A 19,045-nucleotide genomic window follows, 5' to 3' on the forward strand; every position below is an offset into this window, starting at 1 on the left:
GGAGTACTGTCCGTGCCCTTTCTGTGGCTTGTGTCGATCCTGTGCATGCTGGTCACGGCCCTGCCGGTTGCCCGCGCAGCCCAGAGCGACCCCGTAACCTCGACCCGCGCCACCGCCACGCTGGTCACGGATGATGACACCTACAGCCCCGGCCGCGCCCTGCATGTGGGGCTGCGCCTGCAGCTTGCCCCCGGCTGGCACACCTACTGGCTCAACCCCGGCGATGCGGGCGATGCGCCCACCCTTGTGGTGAACGCGCAGGGCGGGGCCACCGGGCGGGCCAGCACCATTGAATGGCCCACGCCGCGCGTGCTGCATGAGGGGCCGCTGACATCCTATGCCTATACCGGCGACGTGCTGCTGCCCGTCACGCTCACCCCCGTGGCGGGCGAAGGCGAGGGGCCGCTTACGCTCAATGCCGTGGCGGAGTGGCTGGTCTGTGCCGAGGTCTGCGTGCCCGAGCACGGCACGTTCAGCCTGAGCCTGCCGCGCGGGGCGGCCCAACCCTCGGCGCAGGCCGCAGTCTTTGCACAGGCGGCGGCGGCCCGGCCCGTGGCCTCGCCCTTTGCGGCCAGGCTCTCGCCGGAAGGGATCATGCAGTTGCGCGGGCGCGAACTTTCGCCCGACAGCGTGCGCGATGCCTGGTTCATGCCCGAGGTGGCGGGCGCGATCGATCAGGACGCCGCGCAGGTGGTAACGGTGCGCGATGGCGTGGTGCAGCTTGCGCTCCATCCGGGGCCGGAATTTCATGGGGGCGCCAACCTGTCCGGCATCGTGGTGCTGCGTGACGGCATGGGGCGCGAGCGCGGGTTGCAGGTCAGGCCGGAACCGGGAACGGTAAGCGTTCTTGCCGCGCCCGTGGCAGTGCCAGATGCACGCGCCAATGTGGGCGTGCTGCTGCTCATGGCGTTTGCGGGCGGCGTGATCCTGAACCTCATGCCCTGCGTCTTTCCCGTGCTGGCCATGAAGATCCTCGCCCTTGAGCGCATGGCGCGCGGGGCGCGGGGCGCGGCGCTGGCGGGGGCGGCGGCCTATGGCGCGGGCGTGGTGGTGTCCTTTGTGGCCCTTGGCGGCGTTATTGCGGCATTGCGGGTGGCGGGCCATCAGGCGGGGTGGGGGTTCCAGTTCCAGTCCGTGGGGTTCGTGACCGGCATCTGCCTGCTGCTGTTTGCCGTGGCCCTCAACCTGCTTGGCGTATTCACCATCGGGTTGCGGCTGATGGGGGTGGGGAGCAGCCTGCCCGCCCATGCCGGTGATTTCCTGACCGGAGTGCTGGCGGTGGTGCTGGCCTCGCCGTGCACGGCACCGTTCATGGGGGCGGCGGTGGCTGCCGCCCTTGCGGCCTCGCCCGTGGTGGGCGTGGTGGTTTTTGCCGCCCTCGGGCTGGGGCTGGCCGCACCTTACCTTGTGCTGGCCGCCATGCCGGGCCTGCTGGCGTGGCTGCCCAGGCCGGGCCGGTGGATGGAAACGGTGCGCACCCTGCTGGCCCTGCCGGTGCTGGCCACCTGCGTGTGGCTGGGCTGGGTGGCGAAGCTGGAAGGCGGCATGGATGCCCTCACCCTGCTGGGCGCGGGGCTGGTGCTTGTTGGCATTGGCTGCTGGAGCCTGCGGTGCGCCAACCGGCTGGACCTGCGTGATGCCATGGAGGGCCGGGCCGGGCTGTACCGCGCGGTGGCCACATTGAGCCTGCTGGCGGCCTTCATTGGCGGCGCGGTGCTGCCGCCCGCCACGCTGCATGACCGGGGCACTGCGCGGGTGGCCGATGGCAGTTCCGCCTATTCCCCCACCCGCCTGGCCGAATTGCGCAGGCAGGGGCGGCCCGTCTTTGTGGACATGACGGCGGCGTGGTGCATTTCATGCCTGGTCAATGAGCGCGTGGCCCTGTCGAGCCAGAGCGTGCAGAAGGCCTTTGCCCAGCGCGGCATTATCTACATGAAAGGCGACTGGACCCTGCGCGATGCGGCCATTACCGCCTTTTTGCAGGCCCACGGGCGCGATGGGGTGCCGTTTTACGCCTATTACCCGGCTCATGGGGAGGAAGTGATCCTGCCCGAAATCCTCACCCCCGCCATCGTGCTGGACACGATTGCGCCTGCGGGTAAATGACCTGCACAGGCAGAACAGAGAAAAGTTTTTGGTAAAGCTTTTTTCAAAAAGCTTTGAAAGAACACCGTCTTTTTAAAAAAGGCGGTGCCCTGAAACGTTTCTTACTGGCCCGTGCCGCCCGGCAGGCTCAGGGTGCCCGGCGGCGGTGAGCGCAACTGCGGGGTTGGTGCGGCGGTATCGCTGCCTTCGGATGAATACCCTTCGGGGAAAATCGCATCCGGTTCCTCATGGATGGCCTTGGGCCGCGCGGGTGCGGCGGTTGCCGCCGGGGTGGTGGCGGCCTCCGGGTGGTCATCGGTCGGGCCGCCGCCGATGGTCATGGTATCCGCCCCGGTGGCCGGGCTGGCGGGGGAGGTGGTGACGGCGGGCGTATCGCCATCAAGCGGCTGGGCGGCCACGCTGCCCGGCGCCTGCGGTGTGACCAGCCAGTTGCCCAGGTTGGTGCGGATCTGGCTTGCCAGTTCCTGGTTCATGTCCTGCAGCATGAGGTTGGTCAGGGTGTTCAGGTTCTCGGGCGTGTCGCTGTTGCCGTGCTTCTTCTTGGGGTCGAACGAGCGGGTGACCTGGGCCACGGCATAGCCGGTGCGGCGGCCATCGGCGGAGGTCACGTCCAGATGCACGTTCAGCTGCCCGTCAAGGATGCCGCCCGGCTCATGCAGGATGGAAACGCGGTCGATGGTGAACGTGCCGCTGCCGCCGCTGCCTGCGGCCAGCAGCCGGTCATGCGCCAGCTGCTTGAGCAGGTCATCGGGCGGGTTGGGCGCGCGGCCCGACAGGTCGCCTGGCACCAGGCCCGGCCCGCCCCGGTCCACCACCGATATGGTGGCCACATTCAGGCTCAGCGGCGGCTCATCGCCATATTGCGGCCCGGCGAAGGTGGTCGGCTCGTCATGGTGGTGGCGGCTGTAGGCGGGCGCGCTGACCGCAGTGAGCGCAATGAGGGGCAGGCCTGCGGCCAGCACCACGCGCAGGCTGCGGCGGAACGACAGGGTGCTAAGCGGCGAACGGTTCGGTCGCATGGATATATCCCGATAACGGCTGGCGCACGCGGCGCGGTCGGTCGATCAGGAATGTGATCGTGCCATGTCCCGCGCCGGGTGGATAGGGGGCTGTGTCAGGCGGTCTTGCCGCTGATCTCGCTGCGCTGGAAGTGGAAGTCATGGTTGCAGAACTGGCAGTTCATGGTGATCGTGCCGTCCTTGGCAATATGGTCGAGGTCATCGAGCGAAAAGGTTTCCAGCAGGCTCGACAGGCGGGCGCGCGAGCAGCGGCAGCCAAAGGCCAGCGCGCGGGGCTGGCCCGTAATCAGCCCCTCGGCATGGAACAGGCGGTACAGCAGGTCGGCCGAGCCAAACCGGTCATCGAGCACTTCGCGCGCGGTGAGTGTTGTGGCGAGCGTGATGGCGGTCTCCCACGCATCCTCGCCTTCCTCCGGCGTTACGCCGGATTCGATGCCGCCGCCCATGGCGATCTTTTCCATCACCAGCGCGCCCGCGCGCCAGCCAGCTTCCGTCTTGTCACAGAACAGCTTGACCCAGCAGGCATGCTGCTCGGAGGTGGCGAAGTAGTGCGCCGCCATTTCCGACAGGCTCTCCCCGCTGATCTCGACAATGCCCTGATGGATGTCGGTATCGGGCCCCTGGTCCACGCTGAAGGCAATATAGCCCTTGCCCAGCAGGTCGCTCGCTGTCGGGTTGGGGTTGGCCTTGAGCAGTTCGGCCACCGCCTCGTCATCCGAGCGGGCATGAAAGCGCAGCGCGCCTGCATCGGTGCAGTCGGCCAGCAGCAGGCTCAACGGGCCATCGCCCTTGGCCTGTAGCGAGAACGACCCCTGAAATTTGAGCGCCGAGGCCAGGGCCGCCACCAGCGCCAGAGCCTCGCCTGCCAGCCTGAGCACGCAGTCGGGGTTGTCGTGACGGGTCAGCAGCATATCGGTCAGCACGCCCGGCCGCACGAGGCGGCCGCGCACGGGCCGGTTGTCAAGATAGAACGGCACCACGCCCTGCGGCACGACCAGATCGGGCGTGTCGGGGCGGCTGGTGTCGAGAAAGGCGGGGGAGGAAATATTGGAGGTCATGGCACAAACCCGCTGCATCACGCCCCGCCATGGCAGCGGGGCGCTGGGAAATCAGAGGTTGGCGGTAATATCCGCCTCCAGCGCTTCAAGGCGCTGGTCGAGGTCTTCAAGCCTGGCGGCAGGCAGCAGGCCCGTGTTTTCCACGGCGCTGAGGGCCTGCTGGCGGCAGCGGTCATGCTCCATGTCCAGGTCCTGCGTGCGGCCCGCACCGGCAAGGCAGTCCAGATAGGCATCGCGGATGGCGTCAAGCCGGGCGTCATGCACCGGCAGGGCCGCGAAAATGTCGCGCGCGCTCTTTTCCGCCCAGCCGGGCACCTCGGGCGTGTCTTCGGTGCCGGTGGGCAGGGCAGGCTGTTCGGCGGGGCCGGTCATGGGTTGGGTTCCTTTCCATATTGCTGCCAGTCCGCGCCACACAGTGCCCAGACCAGAATGCCCTTTTGCGCGTGCAGGCGGTTCTCCGCCTCATCGAACACGACGGAGCGGGGGCCTTCAAACACGTCTTCGGTCACTTCCTCCCCGATATGGGCAGGCAGGCAGTGCAGGAAAAGGGCATCGGGGGCGGCATGCGCCATCAGCGCCGCGTCAACCCGGTAGGGCTCGAACGCGCTCACCCGCTGGTCGGATGCCTTGTCGGACATGCTGACCCAGGTATCGGTAATGATCGCATCAGCGCCTTTTACCGCCACAGTCGGGTCGGTCGTGACCGTGATGTCGGCGCCATGTTCGCGTGCCCAGGCTACTGCCGCGACCGAGGGCGCATGGGTGGGCGGCGTTGCCAGCCGCAGGTGGAAGCCGAACAGGGCGGCCGCCTCGATGAAGGAGGTGGCGACATTGTTGCCATCACCCACCCAGGCCAGCGTGCGGCCTTTGATCGGGCCGCGATGTTCCTCGAACGTCATGATGTCGGCCATGATCTGCACGGGGTGCGAATCCGGCGTCAGGCCGTTGATGACCGGCACGCTGCTCCACCGCGCCAGCTCGCGCAGGTTCTCGGTCCTGCCGGTGCGCAGCACGATGGCATCGACAAAGCGCGAGAGCACGCGCGCCGTGTCGGCAATGCTCTCGCCGCGGCCGAGCTGCATGTCGGATGGCGCAAGCAGCACCACGTTGCCGCCAAGCTGCTGCATGCCCACTTCAAACGACACGCGGGTGCGCGTGGAAGGCTTGGAGAGCATCAGCCCCAGTGCGCGGCCACGCAGCGGCAGGGCCGGGTGCATCGGGCGCGCCCGGTGGTCCTGCATGCGCTTGATGCCGCTGGCCACGTCAAGGATGGCGCGCAGCGTTGCGGCGTCGATTTCCTTGAGGTCAAGGAAATGGCGGGGCGTGACATGGGTGGGGGTGCGCAGCGCGTTCATGCCACGGTCTCCGCATTGGTGGCCGCGAGGTGGGCCTGCACGCGCGCAGCCGCCCGGTCCAGCATGGACAGGGCCTCGGCGCAGTCGGCCTCGGTCACGGTCAGGGGGGGGAGGAGGCGCAGCACGTTGTCGCCCGCCGTCACGCACAGCATGCCTTCGCCCACCGCCGCATTCTGCACCAGCGCCACGTCGGGCCTGCACTTGAGGCCAATGAGCAGCCCGAGGCCGCGATGGGCGGTGAAGATGCCGGGATGGGTTGCGATCAGCTGGTCAAAGCCTGCGTCAAGCTGTGCCGCGCGCGCACGCACGCCTTCAAGGAAGCCGGGGGCGAGGATGATGTCGAGCACGGCGTTGGCGGCGGCGCAGGCCAGCGGGCTGCCGCCAAAGGTGGTGCCGTGGCTGCCCGGGGTCATGTGCCTTGCAATGGTCTCGGTGGTCAGCACCGCCCCCATGGGGAAGCCGCCCGCAATGCCCTTGGCGGTGGACAGGATGTCAGGGGTTATGTCCGACCATTCATAGGCGAACAGGCGGCCGGTGCGGCCCATGCCGCACTGTACCTCGTCCATGCCCAGAAACAGGCCGTATTCATCGCACGCGGCCCGCAATTCGCGCATGAAGCGCGGGTCGGCCACATGGATGCCGCTCTCGCCCTGCACCGGCTCGATCATGATGCCTGCCGTCTCGGCGCCAATGGCGTCGCGCACGGCGTTCATGTTGTTGAGCGGCACATGGTCGAAGCCTTCCACCCGGGGGCCGAAGCCATCGAGGTATTTGGCGTTGCCGGTGGCCGACAGGGTTGCCAGCGTGCGCCCGTGAAAGGCGCCGTTGAAGCAGATGATGCGCGTGCGCTCGGGGTGGCCGGACTTGGCCTGCGCGCGGCGGATCATCTTGATCATGCCCTCGTTGGCTTCCGCGCCCGAATTGCAGAAGAAGGCGCTGTCGGCAAAGCTGTTGGCCACCAGCCGCTCGGCCAGCTGCTCTGCCTGCGGCACGCGATACAGGTTGGAGACATGCATGACACGCTGCGCCTGCTGCGCGATGGCCTGCACCAGATGGGGATTGTTGTGCCCGACCGAGGAGGTGGCGATGCCGGAGCCGAAATCGAGGAATCGTCGCCCGTCCACCGTGTACAGCCAGGCACCTTCGCCACGCTCGAAAGCGAGGTCGGCGCGATTGTAATTCGGCATCAGGGCGGAAATCATGGAATGGCCTTGCGATTTCGGTTCAAAGAAAAAAGAATGATGGTCCAGAAACGAAAACAACCCACCGCTCGGGGTGGGCCTCTTTTCGGTCCTGCCTTTCCCGGCCCTCATGCGGGGCTTTCGCCCATGCCAGCCGGGAGCCGGAAAAGCGGAAGAATATGGCGCGCCGGGCCGAAATGCAACCTTCAGCGCCATTTCCACCCCGCGTTCCGGCCATGCCTGCCATACAGCCATAGGCGCGCGGGGGCTGATTGTGGCACACTGCGTACATTATGGTGGCCCGTCCTTCCCGTTCCGCTCCCCGCCCGTTGCCGCCCGCGCCTGATGGCGCGGCGCTGCGCGCGGTGGCGCTGGCCTATCTGGCCCGCTTCTCGGCCACGCGGGCGGGGGTGACGCGGGTGCTGACCCGCCATGTCGAGCGCTGGGCGCGACGCGCGGTTGATGGCGGGATGGACGGCGAGGAGGCGGCCCGCGCCGTGCAGCCCGCCCGCGCGCTGATCGGGCGCATCGTGGCCGACATGGAAGGGTTGGGAGCCGTCGATGATGCCCGCTTTGCCGAATTCCGGGCCCGTTCGCTGGCCCGCGCCGGGCGCTCGCGCCGCATGGTGGCAGCGCATCTGAGCGCGCGCGGCGTGGATGAGGCAACGGCAGGCGTTGCGGTGGAGGAAGCGCTGGGCGCGCGTGATGGCGAGGGGCGCGAGACCGAACTGGCGGCGGCGCTCGTCTTCATCCGCAAGCGCCGGGCGGGGCCTTTCCTGCGGGCCGATGCGGATGAGGCGGAGGCCGCCCTGCGCTACCGCCGCGCGATGGATGCCATGGCGCGCGCGGGCTTTGCGCGCGATACGGCGCGCGCGGCGCTGGACATGGAGCGTGACGAGGCGGAGGACAGGATCATGCGTATGAGGATGGCGTGAGGCGCGTGCTGGCGCGGGGGGCGGCAGGGCTTGCGCTCCTGTCGCTTGCGGCGTGTGCCGGGGGCAGCGGGCGGGGCTGGCATGGCGCCGTGCAGTGCGCGCCCTATGCGCGGGAGGTCACGCATGTGCAGCTGCGCGGCGATGCGGCCTCATGGTGGGGGCAGGCGCAGGGGCATTACCCCCGCACGCATGTGCCCCATGCGGGGGCGGTACTGGTGTTCAGGGCCACGGGCCGCCTGCCTGACGGGCATGTCTCGGTCGTGCGGCAGGTGCGCAGCCCGCGTGAGGTGCTGGTGGACCAGGCCAACTGGGTGCCGGGAAGGGTGGGCCACGGCGAGCCGGTGGTCGATGTATCGGGGCGCAATGACTGGTCGCAGGTCAAGGTATGGTGGTCCCCCATTCACGGCATGGGCAAAACCGTCTATCCTGCCTATGGGTTCATCCTGCCACGGGGCTGAGTGGCGTGCGGCAGGGGTGCTTGCATATCATGCGCTCTCCCCTCACATAGGCGGAGAGGGCAGGCCGCTCCCATGCGGGAGGGCGGCCAACACGGCATTTTGCGTCATGGACGCGGATCGAGGGATGCGATGGGTAGCTTGAGCTGGGGACATTGGCTGATCGTACTGGCGGTGGTGCTGGTACTGTTTGGCGGCGGCGGCAAGATCAGTTCGCTCATGGGTGACATGGCGCGCGGGATCAAGTCGTTCAAGAAGAACATGGCCGATGAGGAACCGCACGAAACCGCGGTCTCCGGCCAGCTCCCGGGGGCGGCCAAGGAAAAGGACGCCTCCTTTACCGAAGCGCCGCAGCCTTCCGCCAATAACGTGAAATGACGCGGCTTTTCGAGCGTGCGTACGGGCCACGTTAAATCATGACGCAGGCAGTTTTTCCCGCAGGGGCGTATTGCCGCGCGGTGGAGCGGATCATCGCCGCGGGCCAGCGCATGGACCGTTTTGGCTGGGTGCCCGCCACGGCGGGCAATATCAGCATCCGCCTGCCTGATGGCAATCTCGCCATCACGCGCTCGGGCGGCCACAAGGGGCTGCTTGGGTCCGACGGGGTGATCTGCGTCGATCCGCAGGGGCGCCCGCTTGCCCGGGGCGACCGGCCCAGCGCCGAGACACTGCTGCACTGCCAGGTCTATGCGCATGACCCGGCGGCAGGGGCCGTGCTGCATGGCCACTCCGTCGCCTCCACCGTGCTGTCGATGGCCGGCGGCGACGCGCTGGTGCTTGAAGGCTACGAGGTGCAGAAGGTCTTCGCCGGGCAGGACACGCATGCCGCCCGCGTACATGTGCCCATATTCGACAACGACCAGGACATCGCCCGCCTCGCGCGCGTGGTGGCCCCGCACCTTGATGGCATGCGCGCGGGCTACATCATCCGTGGCCACGGGGTGTATGTGTGGGGGGCTGACATGGACATGGCCCTTGCGCGGCTGGAGGGGCTCGAGTTCCTGCTCGCCTGCGAACTGGAAAAAAGGAAGCTCCCATGAGCCGCCTCAATGTCTATGCCGACAACAATCCCGGCACGCCCATCATCCACCTGACCGATCCCGCCCGCATCGCATCCGAACTCGCGCCCATCGGCGTGCGCTTCGAGCGGTGGAACAGCCCGGTCACCCCCGACCGCGCGGCCCCCGAGGCCGAGGTGCTGGCCGCCTACCGCCCCTATCTCGACCAGCTTATGGGCGAGACGGGAGCGGGTTCGGCCGATGTGCTGCGCGTGGGCCCCGATACGCAGGGCTGGGCGGAGGCGCGGCGCAAATACCTGTCCGAGCACACGCATGGCGAGGACGAGGTGCGGTTTTTCGTGCATGGGCAGGGTGACTTCATCCTGCATGTGAAGGGCCGCGTGTATGACGTGCGCTGCACGGCGGGCGACCTGATCTCGGTGCCCGCGGGCACGCCGCACTGGTTTGATGGCGGCGAGACGCCCGATTTCGTGACGCTGCGCATCTTCACCAACCCCGATGGCTGGATCGCGCGCTATACCGGCAGTGACATCGCCGCCAGCTTCCCCGCCGAAGCCTGAGCCGCACCGAAGGAGAACAAGACCGTGACCCAGGCCACGCAGCCGCCAGTACGCGCGGTGCTGCTGGATATCGAGGGGACGACCATTCCGGTTTCCTTCGTCCATGCGACCCTGTTCCCCTATGCCCGCAAGGCGCTGCCCGCCCTGCTGCGCACCCATGCGGATGACCCCGCGGTCAAGGCCCAGATCGCGGAAATCGCGCGTCTTGCCCCCGGCGTGCCCCCCCTGCACCAGCTTGAGGCATGGATGGACGCGGATGCCAAGGTCGCCCCCCTCAAGGCGCTGCAGGGCATGGTCTGGGCGCAGGGCTATGCCGAGGGCGTGCTCAAGGCCGCCCTTTACCCTGACGTGGTGCCCGCGCTGCGTTGCTGGGCGGCGGCGGGGCTGTCGCTCGCAGTCTACTCCTCCGGCTCGGTGGCGGCGCAGAAGCTGATCTATGGCCACACGACCGAAGGCGACCTGAGCAACGTGTTCGTAGGGTTTTACGACCTGCAGATGGGCGGCAAGCGCGATGCCGAAAGCTACCGCCACATCCTTGATGCCGCGCGCTGGCAGGCGGGCGACGTGCTGTTCCTGTCCGATGTGGTGGCCGAGCTTGACGCGGCGGCGGAAGCGGGCCTGCGCACCTGCCAGATCGTGCATGCGCAGGACGGCACGCAGCCCGGCACCACGCACCCGGTGGCAGGCTCGCTGGCCGAGGTGGCGCAGCGTTTCGGCCTGCCCCACCCGGAGGTGGCATGAAGGCCCGGCTGCATACCGACTGGCGGCATATCCCCGATAGCGCGCGGGGATGCGTGGCGGCGCTGGGCAATTTTGACGGCGTGCATCTGGGCCATGCCCATCTGGTCCATGCGCTGCACGCCGCCCGCCCCGAGCGTGAACTGGCGGTGGTGACCTTCGAGCCGCACCCGCGCGAACTCTTCCGCCCGCAGGATCCGCCCTTTCGCCTCACCCTGCCCGAGGAGCGCTTTGCAGCGCTTGCCGCCCTTGGGGTCAGGCATGTGTTCCAGATCGGGTTCGACCCCGAATTCAGCGCCATGGGGGCCGAGCATTTCGTGACCCGCGTGCTGCATGAAGGGCTTGGCCTGCGCCACGTGGCCTGCGGTATGGACTTCGCCTTTGGCCACCGCAGGCAGGGCAATGTCGATTTCCTGACCGAGCAGACCGAGGCGCTGGGCATCGGGCTGACGGTGGTGCCCCCGCTATCCGATTCGCTGGGCCCGTATTCCTCAAGCCGCATCCGCAGGCTGTTGCAGGATGGCTACCCCGAGCGCGCAGCGGAGGAACTCGGGCGCCCGTGGTCGATTCGCGGCGTGGTGCAGCATGGCGACAAGCGCGGCCGTCTGCTTGGCTTCCCCACCGCCAACATCGCCCTTGGCCGCCACCTCGAGCCCGCGCGCGGGGTCTATGCCGTGAGCGTGCGCCTGCCCGATGGCCGGGTCTGCCCCGGCGTTGCCAATATCGGCCGCAGGCCCACCATCAATGACGGGCAGGAAAGCCGGTTGGAAGTGCACCTGCTTGGCTTTGATGGCGACCTGTATGGCCAGACCCTGTCGGTCGCGCTGCACACGCTGCTGCGCGCCGAGCGCCGGTTTGACGGGCTCGATGCGCTCAAGGCGCAGATCGCGCGTGATTCCGCGCAGGCCAGTGCCTGGCTTGCCGCGCGCCAGTCGGCAAGCCCGCCCGCCAAGGCTTGACCGCGCCGCGCCGCCGCACCCATAAGGTTGCGCCCCCTGAGCGTGCATTCTCCGGGGCCAGCTGAACTTTCCCCTGCCAGAAGAACAGAACAGGCCATGTCCGAGTCAAAACCACAGGATCTCTATCGGGAGACGGTCTTCCTGCCGACGACCTCCTTCCCCATGCGCGGCAACCTGCCCCGGCGGGAACCCGAGATTCTGGCGGGGTGGGAAGGCGAGAAGCTCGATGCGCGCCTGTTCGAGCAGGCGAAGGGGCGTGACGTGTTCATGCTCCATGACGGCCCGCCTTACGCCAACGGCCACCTGCATATCGGCCACGCGCTGAACAAGATCCTCAAGGACGTGATCAACCGTGCCCACCGCATGGCGGGGTACGGCATCCATTACGTGCCGGGCTGGGACTGCCACGGCCTGCCGATCGAATGGAAGATCGAGGAGGAATACCGCAAGCGCGGGCAGGACAAGGACAGCGTGCCAGTGCTGCAGTTCCGCGCCGAGTGCCGCGCCTATGCCCAGAAATGGCTCGACACGCAGGCAGCCGAGTTCCGCAGGCTGGGCGTGCAGGCGGAATGGGCGAACCGCTATGCCACCATGGATTTCTCCTCGGAGGCGGCAATCGCGGGCGAGATCGGCAAGTTCCTGCTCAACGGCCTGCTGTACCGTGGCCTGCGTCCGGTCATGTGGAGCCCGGTTGAAAAGACCGCGCTGGCCGAGGCCGAGATCGAATATCGCGATCATGAATCCACCGCCATCCACGTGGCCTTCCCCTTCGTGACCGACCCGACGCCAGCGAAGGCACTTGAAGACGTGGCCGCCGTGATCTGGACCACCACGCCGTGGACCATCCCCGCCAACCGCGCCATCGCGTACGGTCCCGACATCACCTATGCCGTGGTGCGGGTTGATGGCGTGAGTGAGAACGCGCTGCTGGAGCCCGAAGCGAAGGTGCTGGTGGCCGAGGACCTGATCGCGCCGTTCTGCGAGGCGGCGGGCATTACCGCCCACCACGTTCTCTACACCCTGCCCGGCAGCGCGCTCGAAGGTGCGATCTGTGCCCATCCGCTGCGCGGGCAGGGCTATGATTTCGACGTGCCGCTGCTGCCCGGCGACCACGTGACCACCGAGGCGGGCACCGGGCTGGTGCACACCGCCCCTGCCCATGGCGAGGACGACTTCAGCCTTGGCCGCGCCTATGGCCTGGAAATCACCGAACTGGTGATGGATGATGGCCGCTACGCCGATTATGTGCCGCTTTTTGCCGGTGGCCATGTGTTCAAGGCCGCCGAGCCGGTGTGCCAGGCCCTGCTTGAGGCCATGCAGCGTGCGGTAAGCGCGGGCACCGCGCCCAGCGGGCTGGTGGCGCGGGCGGTGCTGGTGCATTCCTACCCGCATTCATGGCGCTCGCGCGCGCCGATCATCTATCGCGCCACGCCGCAATGGTTCATCCGCATGGATGGCGAGGGCCACCTGCGCGACCGGGCGCTCGCGGCGCTGGAGAAGGTGACCTTCGTGCCCGCGCAGGCGCGTAACCGCCTGACCTCGATGGTGGCGGGCCGGCCCGACTGGTGCATCAGCCGCCAGCGTGCCTGGGGCGTGCCCATTGCCGTGTTCGTGGAAAAGCGCACCGGCGAAGTGCTGCGCGATAAAGAGGTGATGGAGCGCATCATTGCCGCCTTCCGCGCCGAAGGGGCGGATGCGTGGTACAGTTCGCCCGCCTCGCGCTTCCTTGGCGAAGGCCGCAACCCCGATGATTACGAGCAGGTGTTCGACATTGTCGATGTATGGTTCGAGAGTGGCTCGACCCATGCCTTCGTGCTGGGCCATGGCGACATGCCTTTCCCCGCCGACCTGTATCTTGAAGGCTCGGACCAGCATCGCGGCTGGTTCCAGTCCTCGCTGCTCGAAAGTGTCGGCACGCGCGGCGTAGCCCCCTACAAGGCGCTGGTGACCAACGGCTTCGTGCTCGATGATCAGGGCCGCAAGATGTCGAAATCGCTGGGCAACGTCATCGCCCCGCAGGATGTCAATGACAGCCTTGGCGCCGATATCCTGCGCCTGTGGGTCATGAACTCGGACACCAACGAGGACCTGCGCATCGGCAAGGAAATCCTCAAGCAGCAGGGCGAGCTGTACCGCCGCCTGCGCAACACGCTGCGCTGGCTGCTGGGCGCGCTGGATGGCTTTACCGAGGCCGAGCGCGTGCCTTATGCCGAGCTGCCCGAGCTGGAGCGCTGGGTGCTGCACCGCATGACCGAACTCGGCGGCCTCGTGGCCCGCGCGGTGGAAACGCATGAATGGGTGGGTGTCTATCCCGCGCTGCACGGCTTCTGTGCCGCCGACCTGTCGGCCTTCTACTTCGACGTGCGCAAGGACACCATCTACTGCGATGGCCCCCACAGCCTCAAGCGCCGCGCGGCCCGCACCGTGCTCGACCACCTGCACCGCAACCTGTGCGCATGGCTGGCCCCGGTGCTGGTGTTTACGGCGGAGGAAGCCTGGCTGGCCCGCCCCGGCAATACCGAGAGCGTGCACCTGCAATCCTTCGCGGACCTGCCAACCGAGTGGAACGACCCCGAACTGGGCGAACGCTGGGCCATGCTGCGCGCCGTGCGTCGCGTCATCACCACCGAGATCGAGACCGCGCGGCGTGACGGGCTGGTCAAGTCCTCGTTGCAGGCAGCCCTTGAACTGCCCCTGTCGGAGGCGGAAGCCGCGCGCTTCGCGGGTGTGGACTGGGCGGAGCTGAGCATTGTCTCGCAGGCGGATGTGACCGTGGTGGCGGGCAGCGGCTCGATCTATCTGGGCGAGGACGAGGCGCAGGAAGGCACGCCCCACGGCATTCCCACCATCAGCGTGGCCACGGGCCATAAATGCGCGCGCTGCTGGAAGGTGCTCGAGGAGGTGGGGCAGGATGCCACCCACCCCGAGCTGTGCCTGCGCTGTGTCGATGTGGTGCAGGGCAAGGCATAGCCGCGATGAACAACCGCGTTCTGGGTGCCGCCTGCCTGCTCGGCGCGCTGGTGGCCGACCAGGCCAGCAAATACTGGATCCTCAACATCTATGGCCTGCCGGCGCGTGAAAGCGTGCCGGTGCTGCCGGGCCTGAACCTGACCATGGTGTGGAACCACGCCATCACCTTCGGCATGCTGGGGGGCGCGGGGTCTGCTGGCCGCATCATCTTCTCGGTTGCAGCCCTGCTGATCGTGGCGGGGCTGGGCGTATGGATGGCGCGCACCCGGCGGCACTGGGTGGCGGTGGCGCTGGGCATGGTCATGGGGGGCGCGATTGGCAACGTGATCGACCGGCTGCGTTTTGGCGCGGTGGTCGATTTCATCCATGTCCATGCCCATGGCTGGTCATGGCCGGTGTTCAACATCGCCGATGCGCTGATAGATTGTGGCGTCGCGATCCTGATTATCGACAACCTGCGTGATCGCGATGCAAACTAGGGGAGGCGCGGCGTGCACATGCTTGCCGAACCGTTCCACTAACGGTAATAGGCGAGATATGGCGATTTCAGCTCTCAGACCCCTTTCGTGTGCATTGCTTGTCTCGAGCGGCTTCATGCTCTCGGGGTGCACGGGTGCCGATGTTTCGCGCGCCTTCGGGCTCGAGCGCAGCCTGCCCGACGAATACACCGTCACCACCCGCGCACCGCTGTCCATGCCACCATCGGATGAACTCGGCGCGCCCAACAGCAACGCGGTCCAGCGCGCGCAGGATACCAATCCGCGCATGCAGGCGCTTGAAACCCTCTCGCCCAACGTGGCGCTGCAGGGGGCCGATGGCCCGGGCAGCACAGGGCAGACCGCGCTCGTGGGTGCCGCGCAGGAAGCCGCGAACGAGCCCGACAAGGGCGAGATGGGCCGGGCCGATACCAGCTTTGTGGACAAGCTGATGTTCTGGCATGGCGGCGGGGCGGGGAACCTGGTCAACGGCAAGGCTGAAAATGCCCGCCTGCGCGAGGATTCGGCCCTTGGCCGCAACCTGACCCAGGGGGCAACGCCCACCGTAAGCGGCCCGGCCAAATAAGGGCCTGGCGCTGCATGGGCGGCAGCCTGCCGCCCCAACCGCCGGTTTATCCGCATGAACACGTCTTCCACGCCTGAACAGCCGGTTATCCGTCGCCTGTCGGAGCAGGTGGTCAATCGCATTGCCGCGGGCGAGGTGATCGAGCGCCCGGCCGCAGCCCTGAAGGAACTGGTGGAAAACGCGCTGGATTCGGGGGCAAGGCGCATCGGTATCCGCCTCGACCGGGGCGGGATCGACCGTATCGAGGTGACCGATGACGGCTGCGGCATGTCGCCCGATGACCTGTGCCTCGCAGTCGAGCGGCACTGCACCTCCAAACTGCGTGACGAGACGCTGGTGCGCATTTCCACCCTTGGCTTCAGGGGCGAGGCGCTGCCCTCCATCGGGGCTGCGGCGCGGCTTACGGTCATGTCGCGGCAGCGGGGGATGGATTCGGCGTGGTCCATCCGCGTGGAAGGCGGCGCAGTGGGGCAGCCTGAACCCTGCGCCGGGCCTGTGGGCACCCGCGTGCTGGTGGAGGACCTGTTCTTTGCCACACCCGCGCGGCGCAAATTCCTCAAAAGCCCCCGCGTTGAATCCGGCCATGCCGAGAACGTGGTGCGCAGGCTGGCCCTGGCTGCCCCGCATGTGGCGTTCCGGCTGGAATTTGACCAGCGCGTGGTCCTTGACCTGCCCGCGCAGGACCGGGCCGCCCGGGTCGCGGCCATTCTCGAGGCCGGTCAGGCCGATGGCCTGCTATTGGTTGAAGGCCAGCGCGGCGACCTGAAGCTGAGTGGCTATATCTGCGCGCCCTCGGTGCACCGGGCCACGGCCAACGGGCAGATGCTGCTGGTCAACGGGCGGCCGGTGGTCGATCCCGTGCTGCGCACGGCGGTGCGGGTGGCCTATCGCAACGTGATGGAGCACGGGCGACATGCGGTGGTGGCGCTGTCGCTTGAAATCCCGCCAGAGCAGGTGGATGTGAACGTGCACCCCGCCAAGACCGAGCTGCGCTATGCCGACTCGGCTGCGGTGCGCGCGCTGGTGATTGGCGCGCTGGGCCGTGCCCTTGGCACCGGGGCCGGTGTGGCGGGCGTGCGGCCCGACCTGCTCCAGTCGCGCGGGCCATCCTCCGCCCGCATCTGGTACCCGCCCGAGCGCGGGAATGACGCGGCAGGCCTGTCCACCCGCATGGCAGAGCCACTGGCGCCAGCCCCACCAGCCGATCCGGGCCTGCCCCCCGGTTTTGCCGAGTCGTCGCTGCCGCTCGCGGCTATGCCCGCAGCCCGCAAGGCCGTGCCTGAAGCCGTGCTGGAGCATGCCGATACCGCTGCCGCCATGGCTCACCCGCTGGGGGCTGCGGTGGCGCAGGTGCTGGGCACCTATATCCTGTCACAGACGGCGGATGGCGCGCTGGTGCTGGTGGACCAGCACGCCGCCCATGAGCGCCTGACGCATGAGATCCTGCGCGCGCAGTATCTGGACGGCGAGATCCGCGCCCAGCGCCTCCTGCTGCCCGAGGTGGTGGACCTGCCCGCCCGGCAGGTGGCGGTGCTGCTGCCTTTCGCGCCCGCGCTGGCGCGGCTGGGCATCGAGATCGAACCCTTTGGCGGCACGTCCGTGCTGGTGCGCGCCCTGCCTGCTTTGCTGGGCAAGGAAAACCCGGCTTCCATGCTGCGCGACCTGGCCGAGGAACTGGAGGCCGACGAGCTTGCCACCCCGGCCCAGGCCGATGCGCTGGACAGCCGCATGGATGCGATCATTGCCCGCATGGCCTGCCACGGCAGCGTGCGGGCGGGCCGCAGGCTCACACACGAGGAAATGAACGCCCTGCTGCGCGACATGGAACGCACCCCGCGCGCGGGCACCTGCTCGCATGGCCGCCCCACCTGGCTGAAGCTGGAAAAGGCCGATCTTGAGCGGATGTTCGGCCGCCGCTAGGCCCCGCGCCGGGGGCTGCAAGGGCATGGGGCAGGGTGCGATGGCTGCGGCATGCCGGGGTTCCTCTGCATAATGTGAGCGGGGCGTGGCTGGATTCTTTTCATCCAACGCTCCTAGGGTCAGCGCATCATTCATGGATGATGTGAGACCGAATGTGCATCCGATCCTGCTCTCCCTAGTTACGTATCTGCCCCTTGCGGGTGCAGCGGCCATCATGCTCACGCGCGGCACGGCCCGGACCATCGAGACCGCCGCGCGCTGGGTGGCGTTGTGGACCAGCGGCATCGTGTTCGTGCTGGCTGTTGTCATGTGGGCGCAGTTCAACCCCATGCAGCCCGGCATCCAGTTCGAGCAGCAGGTGGGCTGGGCCAGTGGCGCGGGCATCTCCTACCATGTGGGGGTTGATGGCATCAGCCTCATGTTCGTGCTGCTTTCCGCCTTCCTCACGCCCTTGGCCATCATTGGCGGGTGGCGGCAGGTCACGGGGCGGGTGCGCGACTACATGGTGGCCATGCTGGTGCTGGAAACCACGCTGATCGGCCTGTTCTCGGCACTCGATCTGGTGCTGTTCTATGTGTTCTATGAAGCGACACTGCTGCCTGCCAGCCTGATGATTGGTGTATGGGGTGGCCCGCGCCGGGTGTGGGCGTCGCTGCAGTTCTTCCTGTTCACCTTTGGCGGGTCGCTGTTCATGCTGCTCGCACTGCTGGCCATGTGGAACGCCACCGGCACCACCGACATCGTGGCCCTGCAGCACCATGGCTTTGGCCATGGCATGCAGTGCTGGCTGCTGGCGGGCTTCATCATTGCCTTTGGCGTCAAGCTGCCGCTTTTCCCGCTGCATGCGTGGCTGCCCGATGCCTACACGGAGGCACCGACCCCGGCCTCGGTCATGCTGTCTGGCGTGCTGTCAAAGGCGGGGGCGTACGGGCTGCTGCGCTTTGGCGTGATGATGTTCCCCGATGCGGCCCGGCTGTTCGCCCCCGTGGTGCTGACGCTGGGCGTGATCGCGGTGATCTATGCCGCCATCATCGCGCTGGCGCAGACCGACATGAAGCGCGTGATTGCCTATTCCTCGTTCTCGCATATGGGGGTGATCGCCATCGGGCTGTTTACGCTGACACCAGAGGGGATTGATGGTGCGATTTTCCAGATGCTGTCGCATGGCATCGTGATCGCGGCGCTTTTCTTCTGTGTCTCGGCCGTGTCGTGGCGGGCGGAAACGCGCGAGATCAGCGCATTCTCCGGTGTCGCCCACAAGATGCCGGTGCTGGCCACGCTGGCCATGCTGTTTGTCATGGCCAATATCGGCCTGCCGGGCACGGGGGCCTTCGTGGGTGAATTCCTGGTCATGGTCGGCGCGCTGCATGTTTCGTTCTGGCTGGCTTTCCTCGGCGGCACGAGCATGATCCTGGGCGCGGTCTATATGCTGGTGCTTTACCGCCGCGTGCTGTTTGGCGCGGATCGGGGCGGCATCGTGGCCCTGCTGCGCGACCTGACCGGGCAGGAACTGGCCGTGCTGGTGCCGCTGGCCATCGTCACGGTGTGGATGGGGGTGCACCCCAACTCTTTCCTGCGCGTGTTCGACCCCGCCGTGACCTACCTGCTGCACCCGCTGGCTACCGTGGCGGCAGTCGAGCCCACGCAGATCACGTACGTGGCGGGATAAAAGGTCTGGGTGCCGCCTTTTTCACAAGGCGGCGTTCTT

The 19,045-nt window shown here is 67.5% G+C and carries 18 protein-coding genes; 13 read left to right on the forward strand and 5 right to left on the reverse strand.

What is annotated here, in order from left to right; all coding sequences use genetic code 11:
* Window positions 1–6 precede the first annotated feature (6 nt).
* Window positions 7–2,106: a protein-disulfide reductase DsbD family protein gene (locus tag OQZ28_RS10460; protein WP_458136080.1), complete on the forward strand. Its 2,100-nt coding sequence runs from the start codon at window positions 7–9 to the stop codon at window positions 2,104–2,106.
* Window positions 2,107–2,207: 101 nt separating this feature from the next.
* On the opposite strand, the gene OQZ28_RS10465 is transcribed toward OQZ28_RS10460, so the two are convergent.
* From OQZ28_RS10465 to OQZ28_RS10485, 5 genes are all read right to left on the reverse strand, one after another.
* A complete protein-coding gene (locus OQZ28_RS10465; protein WP_458136055.1) occupies window positions 2,208–3,125 on the reverse strand; it encodes a hypothetical protein in 918 nt (305 codons plus the stop codon).
* Between the two features lie 95 nt (window positions 3,126–3,220).
* On the reverse strand, window positions 3,221–4,201 hold the full coding sequence (gene hslO, locus OQZ28_RS10470; RefSeq protein ID WP_458136056.1) for an Hsp33 family molecular chaperone HslO: 981 nt from the start codon (window positions 4,199–4,201) through the stop codon (window positions 3,221–3,223).
* 33 nt (window positions 4,202–4,234) lie between these two features.
* Window positions 4,235–4,555, reverse strand: a complete 321-nt coding sequence (locus tag OQZ28_RS10475; RefSeq protein ID WP_458136057.1) for a hypothetical protein — start codon at window positions 4,553–4,555, stop codon at window positions 4,235–4,237.
* Window positions 4,552–5,538, reverse strand: coding sequence for an ornithine carbamoyltransferase (gene argF, locus OQZ28_RS10480; RefSeq protein WP_458136058.1), 987 nt, complete (start codon window positions 5,536–5,538; stop codon window positions 4,552–4,554). Before argF ends, OQZ28_RS10475 begins: the two co-directional genes overlap by 4 nt.
* Window positions 5,535–6,740 (reverse strand): acetylornithine transaminase, encoded by a 1,206-nt coding sequence (locus tag OQZ28_RS10485; protein ID WP_458136059.1) that lies wholly within the window; start codon window positions 6,738–6,740, stop codon window positions 5,535–5,537. Before OQZ28_RS10485 ends, argF begins: the two co-directional genes overlap by 4 nt.
* Before the next feature lie 272 nt (window positions 6,741–7,012).
* Between OQZ28_RS10485 and OQZ28_RS10490 the strand changes: the two genes are divergently transcribed.
* The 12 genes from OQZ28_RS10490 (at window position 7,013) to OQZ28_RS10545 (ending at window position 19,006) form a co-directional block, all read left to right on the forward strand.
* The gene (locus OQZ28_RS10490) at window positions 7,013–7,654 is read left to right on the forward strand and encodes a regulatory protein RecX (RefSeq protein ID WP_130730641.1); all 642 of its coding nucleotides are present in this window, start codon (window positions 7,013–7,015) and stop codon (window positions 7,652–7,654) included.
* The gene (locus OQZ28_RS10495) at window positions 7,651–8,112 is read left to right on the forward strand and encodes a CHAP domain-containing protein (protein ID WP_130730640.1); all 462 of its coding nucleotides are present in this window, start codon (window positions 7,651–7,653) and stop codon (window positions 8,110–8,112) included. Before OQZ28_RS10490 ends, OQZ28_RS10495 begins: the two co-directional genes overlap by 4 nt.
* A 129-nt stretch (window positions 8,113–8,241) precedes the next feature.
* Complete coding sequence (locus OQZ28_RS10500) at window positions 8,242–8,487, forward strand: twin-arginine translocase TatA/TatE family subunit (RefSeq protein ID WP_130730639.1); 246 nt, start codon at window positions 8,242–8,244, stop codon at window positions 8,485–8,487.
* Between the two features lie 38 nt (window positions 8,488–8,525).
* Window positions 8,526–9,149: a methylthioribulose 1-phosphate dehydratase gene (locus OQZ28_RS10505; protein WP_458136060.1), complete on the forward strand. Its 624-nt coding sequence runs from the start codon at window positions 8,526–8,528 to the stop codon at window positions 9,147–9,149.
* Window positions 9,146–9,688, forward strand: coding sequence for a 1,2-dihydroxy-3-keto-5-methylthiopentene dioxygenase (locus OQZ28_RS10510; RefSeq protein ID WP_130730637.1), 543 nt, complete (start codon window positions 9,146–9,148; stop codon window positions 9,686–9,688). The genes OQZ28_RS10505 and OQZ28_RS10510 overlap by 4 nt, the downstream gene beginning before the upstream one ends.
* 24 nt (window positions 9,689–9,712) lie before the next feature.
* The gene (gene mtnC / locus OQZ28_RS10515) at window positions 9,713–10,429 is read left to right on the forward strand and encodes an acireductone synthase (RefSeq protein WP_130730636.1); all 717 of its coding nucleotides are present in this window, start codon (window positions 9,713–9,715) and stop codon (window positions 10,427–10,429) included.
* Window positions 10,426–11,385 (forward strand): bifunctional riboflavin kinase/FAD synthetase, encoded by a 960-nt coding sequence (locus OQZ28_RS10520; RefSeq protein ID WP_458136061.1) that lies wholly within the window; start codon window positions 10,426–10,428, stop codon window positions 11,383–11,385. Before mtnC ends, OQZ28_RS10520 begins: the two co-directional genes overlap by 4 nt.
* Before the next feature lie 96 nt (window positions 11,386–11,481).
* The gene (gene ileS, locus OQZ28_RS10525; RefSeq protein WP_130730634.1) at window positions 11,482–14,355 is read left to right on the forward strand and encodes an isoleucine--tRNA ligase; all 2,874 of its coding nucleotides are present in this window, start codon (window positions 11,482–11,484) and stop codon (window positions 14,353–14,355) included.
* 5 nt (window positions 14,356–14,360) lie between these two features.
* Window positions 14,361–14,834 carry a signal peptidase II gene (gene lspA / locus OQZ28_RS10530; RefSeq protein ID WP_130730633.1) on the forward strand — a complete coding sequence of 158 codons (474 nt, stop codon included), beginning with the start codon at window positions 14,361–14,363 and terminating at the stop codon, window positions 14,832–14,834.
* A gap of 94 nt (window positions 14,835–14,928) precedes the next feature.
* Window positions 14,929–15,417 carry a DUF3035 domain-containing protein gene (locus OQZ28_RS10535; RefSeq protein WP_130730747.1) on the forward strand — a complete coding sequence of 163 codons (489 nt, stop codon included), beginning with the start codon at window positions 14,929–14,931 and terminating at the stop codon, window positions 15,415–15,417.
* A 54-nt stretch (window positions 15,418–15,471) separates the two neighbouring features.
* Window positions 15,472–17,337: a DNA mismatch repair endonuclease MutL gene (mutL, locus tag OQZ28_RS10540; RefSeq protein ID WP_458136062.1), complete on the forward strand. Its 1,866-nt coding sequence runs from the start codon at window positions 15,472–15,474 to the stop codon at window positions 17,335–17,337.
* A gap of 133 nt (window positions 17,338–17,470) precedes the next feature.
* The gene (locus tag OQZ28_RS10545) at window positions 17,471–19,006 is read left to right on the forward strand and encodes an NADH-quinone oxidoreductase subunit M (protein ID WP_458136063.1); all 1,536 of its coding nucleotides are present in this window, start codon (window positions 17,471–17,473) and stop codon (window positions 19,004–19,006) included.
* The last annotated feature ends 39 nt before the right edge of the window (window positions 19,007–19,045 follow it).

The organism is Komagataeibacter sp. NFXK3 (assembly GCF_054182245.1).

Coding starts and splice junctions, on each gene's coding strand:
- OQZ28_RS10465 (WP_458136055.1), bottom strand. CDS start 3,125: ATGCGACCGAACCGTTCGCCGCTTAGCACCCTGTCGTTCCGCCGCAGC.
- hslO (WP_458136056.1), bottom strand. CDS start 4,201: ATGCAGCGGGTTTGTGCCATGACCTCCAATATTTCCTCCCCCGCCTTT.
- OQZ28_RS10475 (WP_458136057.1), bottom strand. CDS start 4,555: ATGACCGGCCCCGCCGAACAGCCTGCCCTGCCCACCGGCACCGAAGAC.
- argF (WP_458136058.1), bottom strand. CDS start 5,538: ATGAACGCGCTGCGCACCCCCACCCATGTCACGCCCCGCCATTTCCTT.
- OQZ28_RS10485 (WP_458136059.1), bottom strand. CDS start 6,740: ATGATTTCCGCCCTGATGCCGAATTACAATCGCGCCGACCTCGCTTTC.
- OQZ28_RS10490 (WP_130730641.1), top strand. CDS start 7,013: ATGGTGGCCCGTCCTTCCCGTTCCGCTCCCCGCCCGTTGCCGCCCGCG.
- OQZ28_RS10500 (WP_130730639.1), top strand. CDS start 8,242: ATGGGTAGCTTGAGCTGGGGACATTGGCTGATCGTACTGGCGGTGGTG.
- OQZ28_RS10505 (WP_458136060.1), top strand. CDS start 8,526: ATGACGCAGGCAGTTTTTCCCGCAGGGGCGTATTGCCGCGCGGTGGAG.
- OQZ28_RS10510 (WP_130730637.1), top strand. CDS start 9,146: ATGAGCCGCCTCAATGTCTATGCCGACAACAATCCCGGCACGCCCATC.
- OQZ28_RS10520 (WP_458136061.1), top strand. CDS start 10,426: ATGAAGGCCCGGCTGCATACCGACTGGCGGCATATCCCCGATAGCGCG.
- ileS (WP_130730634.1), top strand. CDS start 11,482: ATGTCCGAGTCAAAACCACAGGATCTCTATCGGGAGACGGTCTTCCTG.
- lspA (WP_130730633.1), top strand. CDS start 14,361: ATGAACAACCGCGTTCTGGGTGCCGCCTGCCTGCTCGGCGCGCTGGTG.
- mutL (WP_458136062.1), top strand. CDS start 15,472: ATGAACACGTCTTCCACGCCTGAACAGCCGGTTATCCGTCGCCTGTCG.
- OQZ28_RS10545 (WP_458136063.1), top strand. CDS start 17,471: ATGGATGATGTGAGACCGAATGTGCATCCGATCCTGCTCTCCCTAGTT.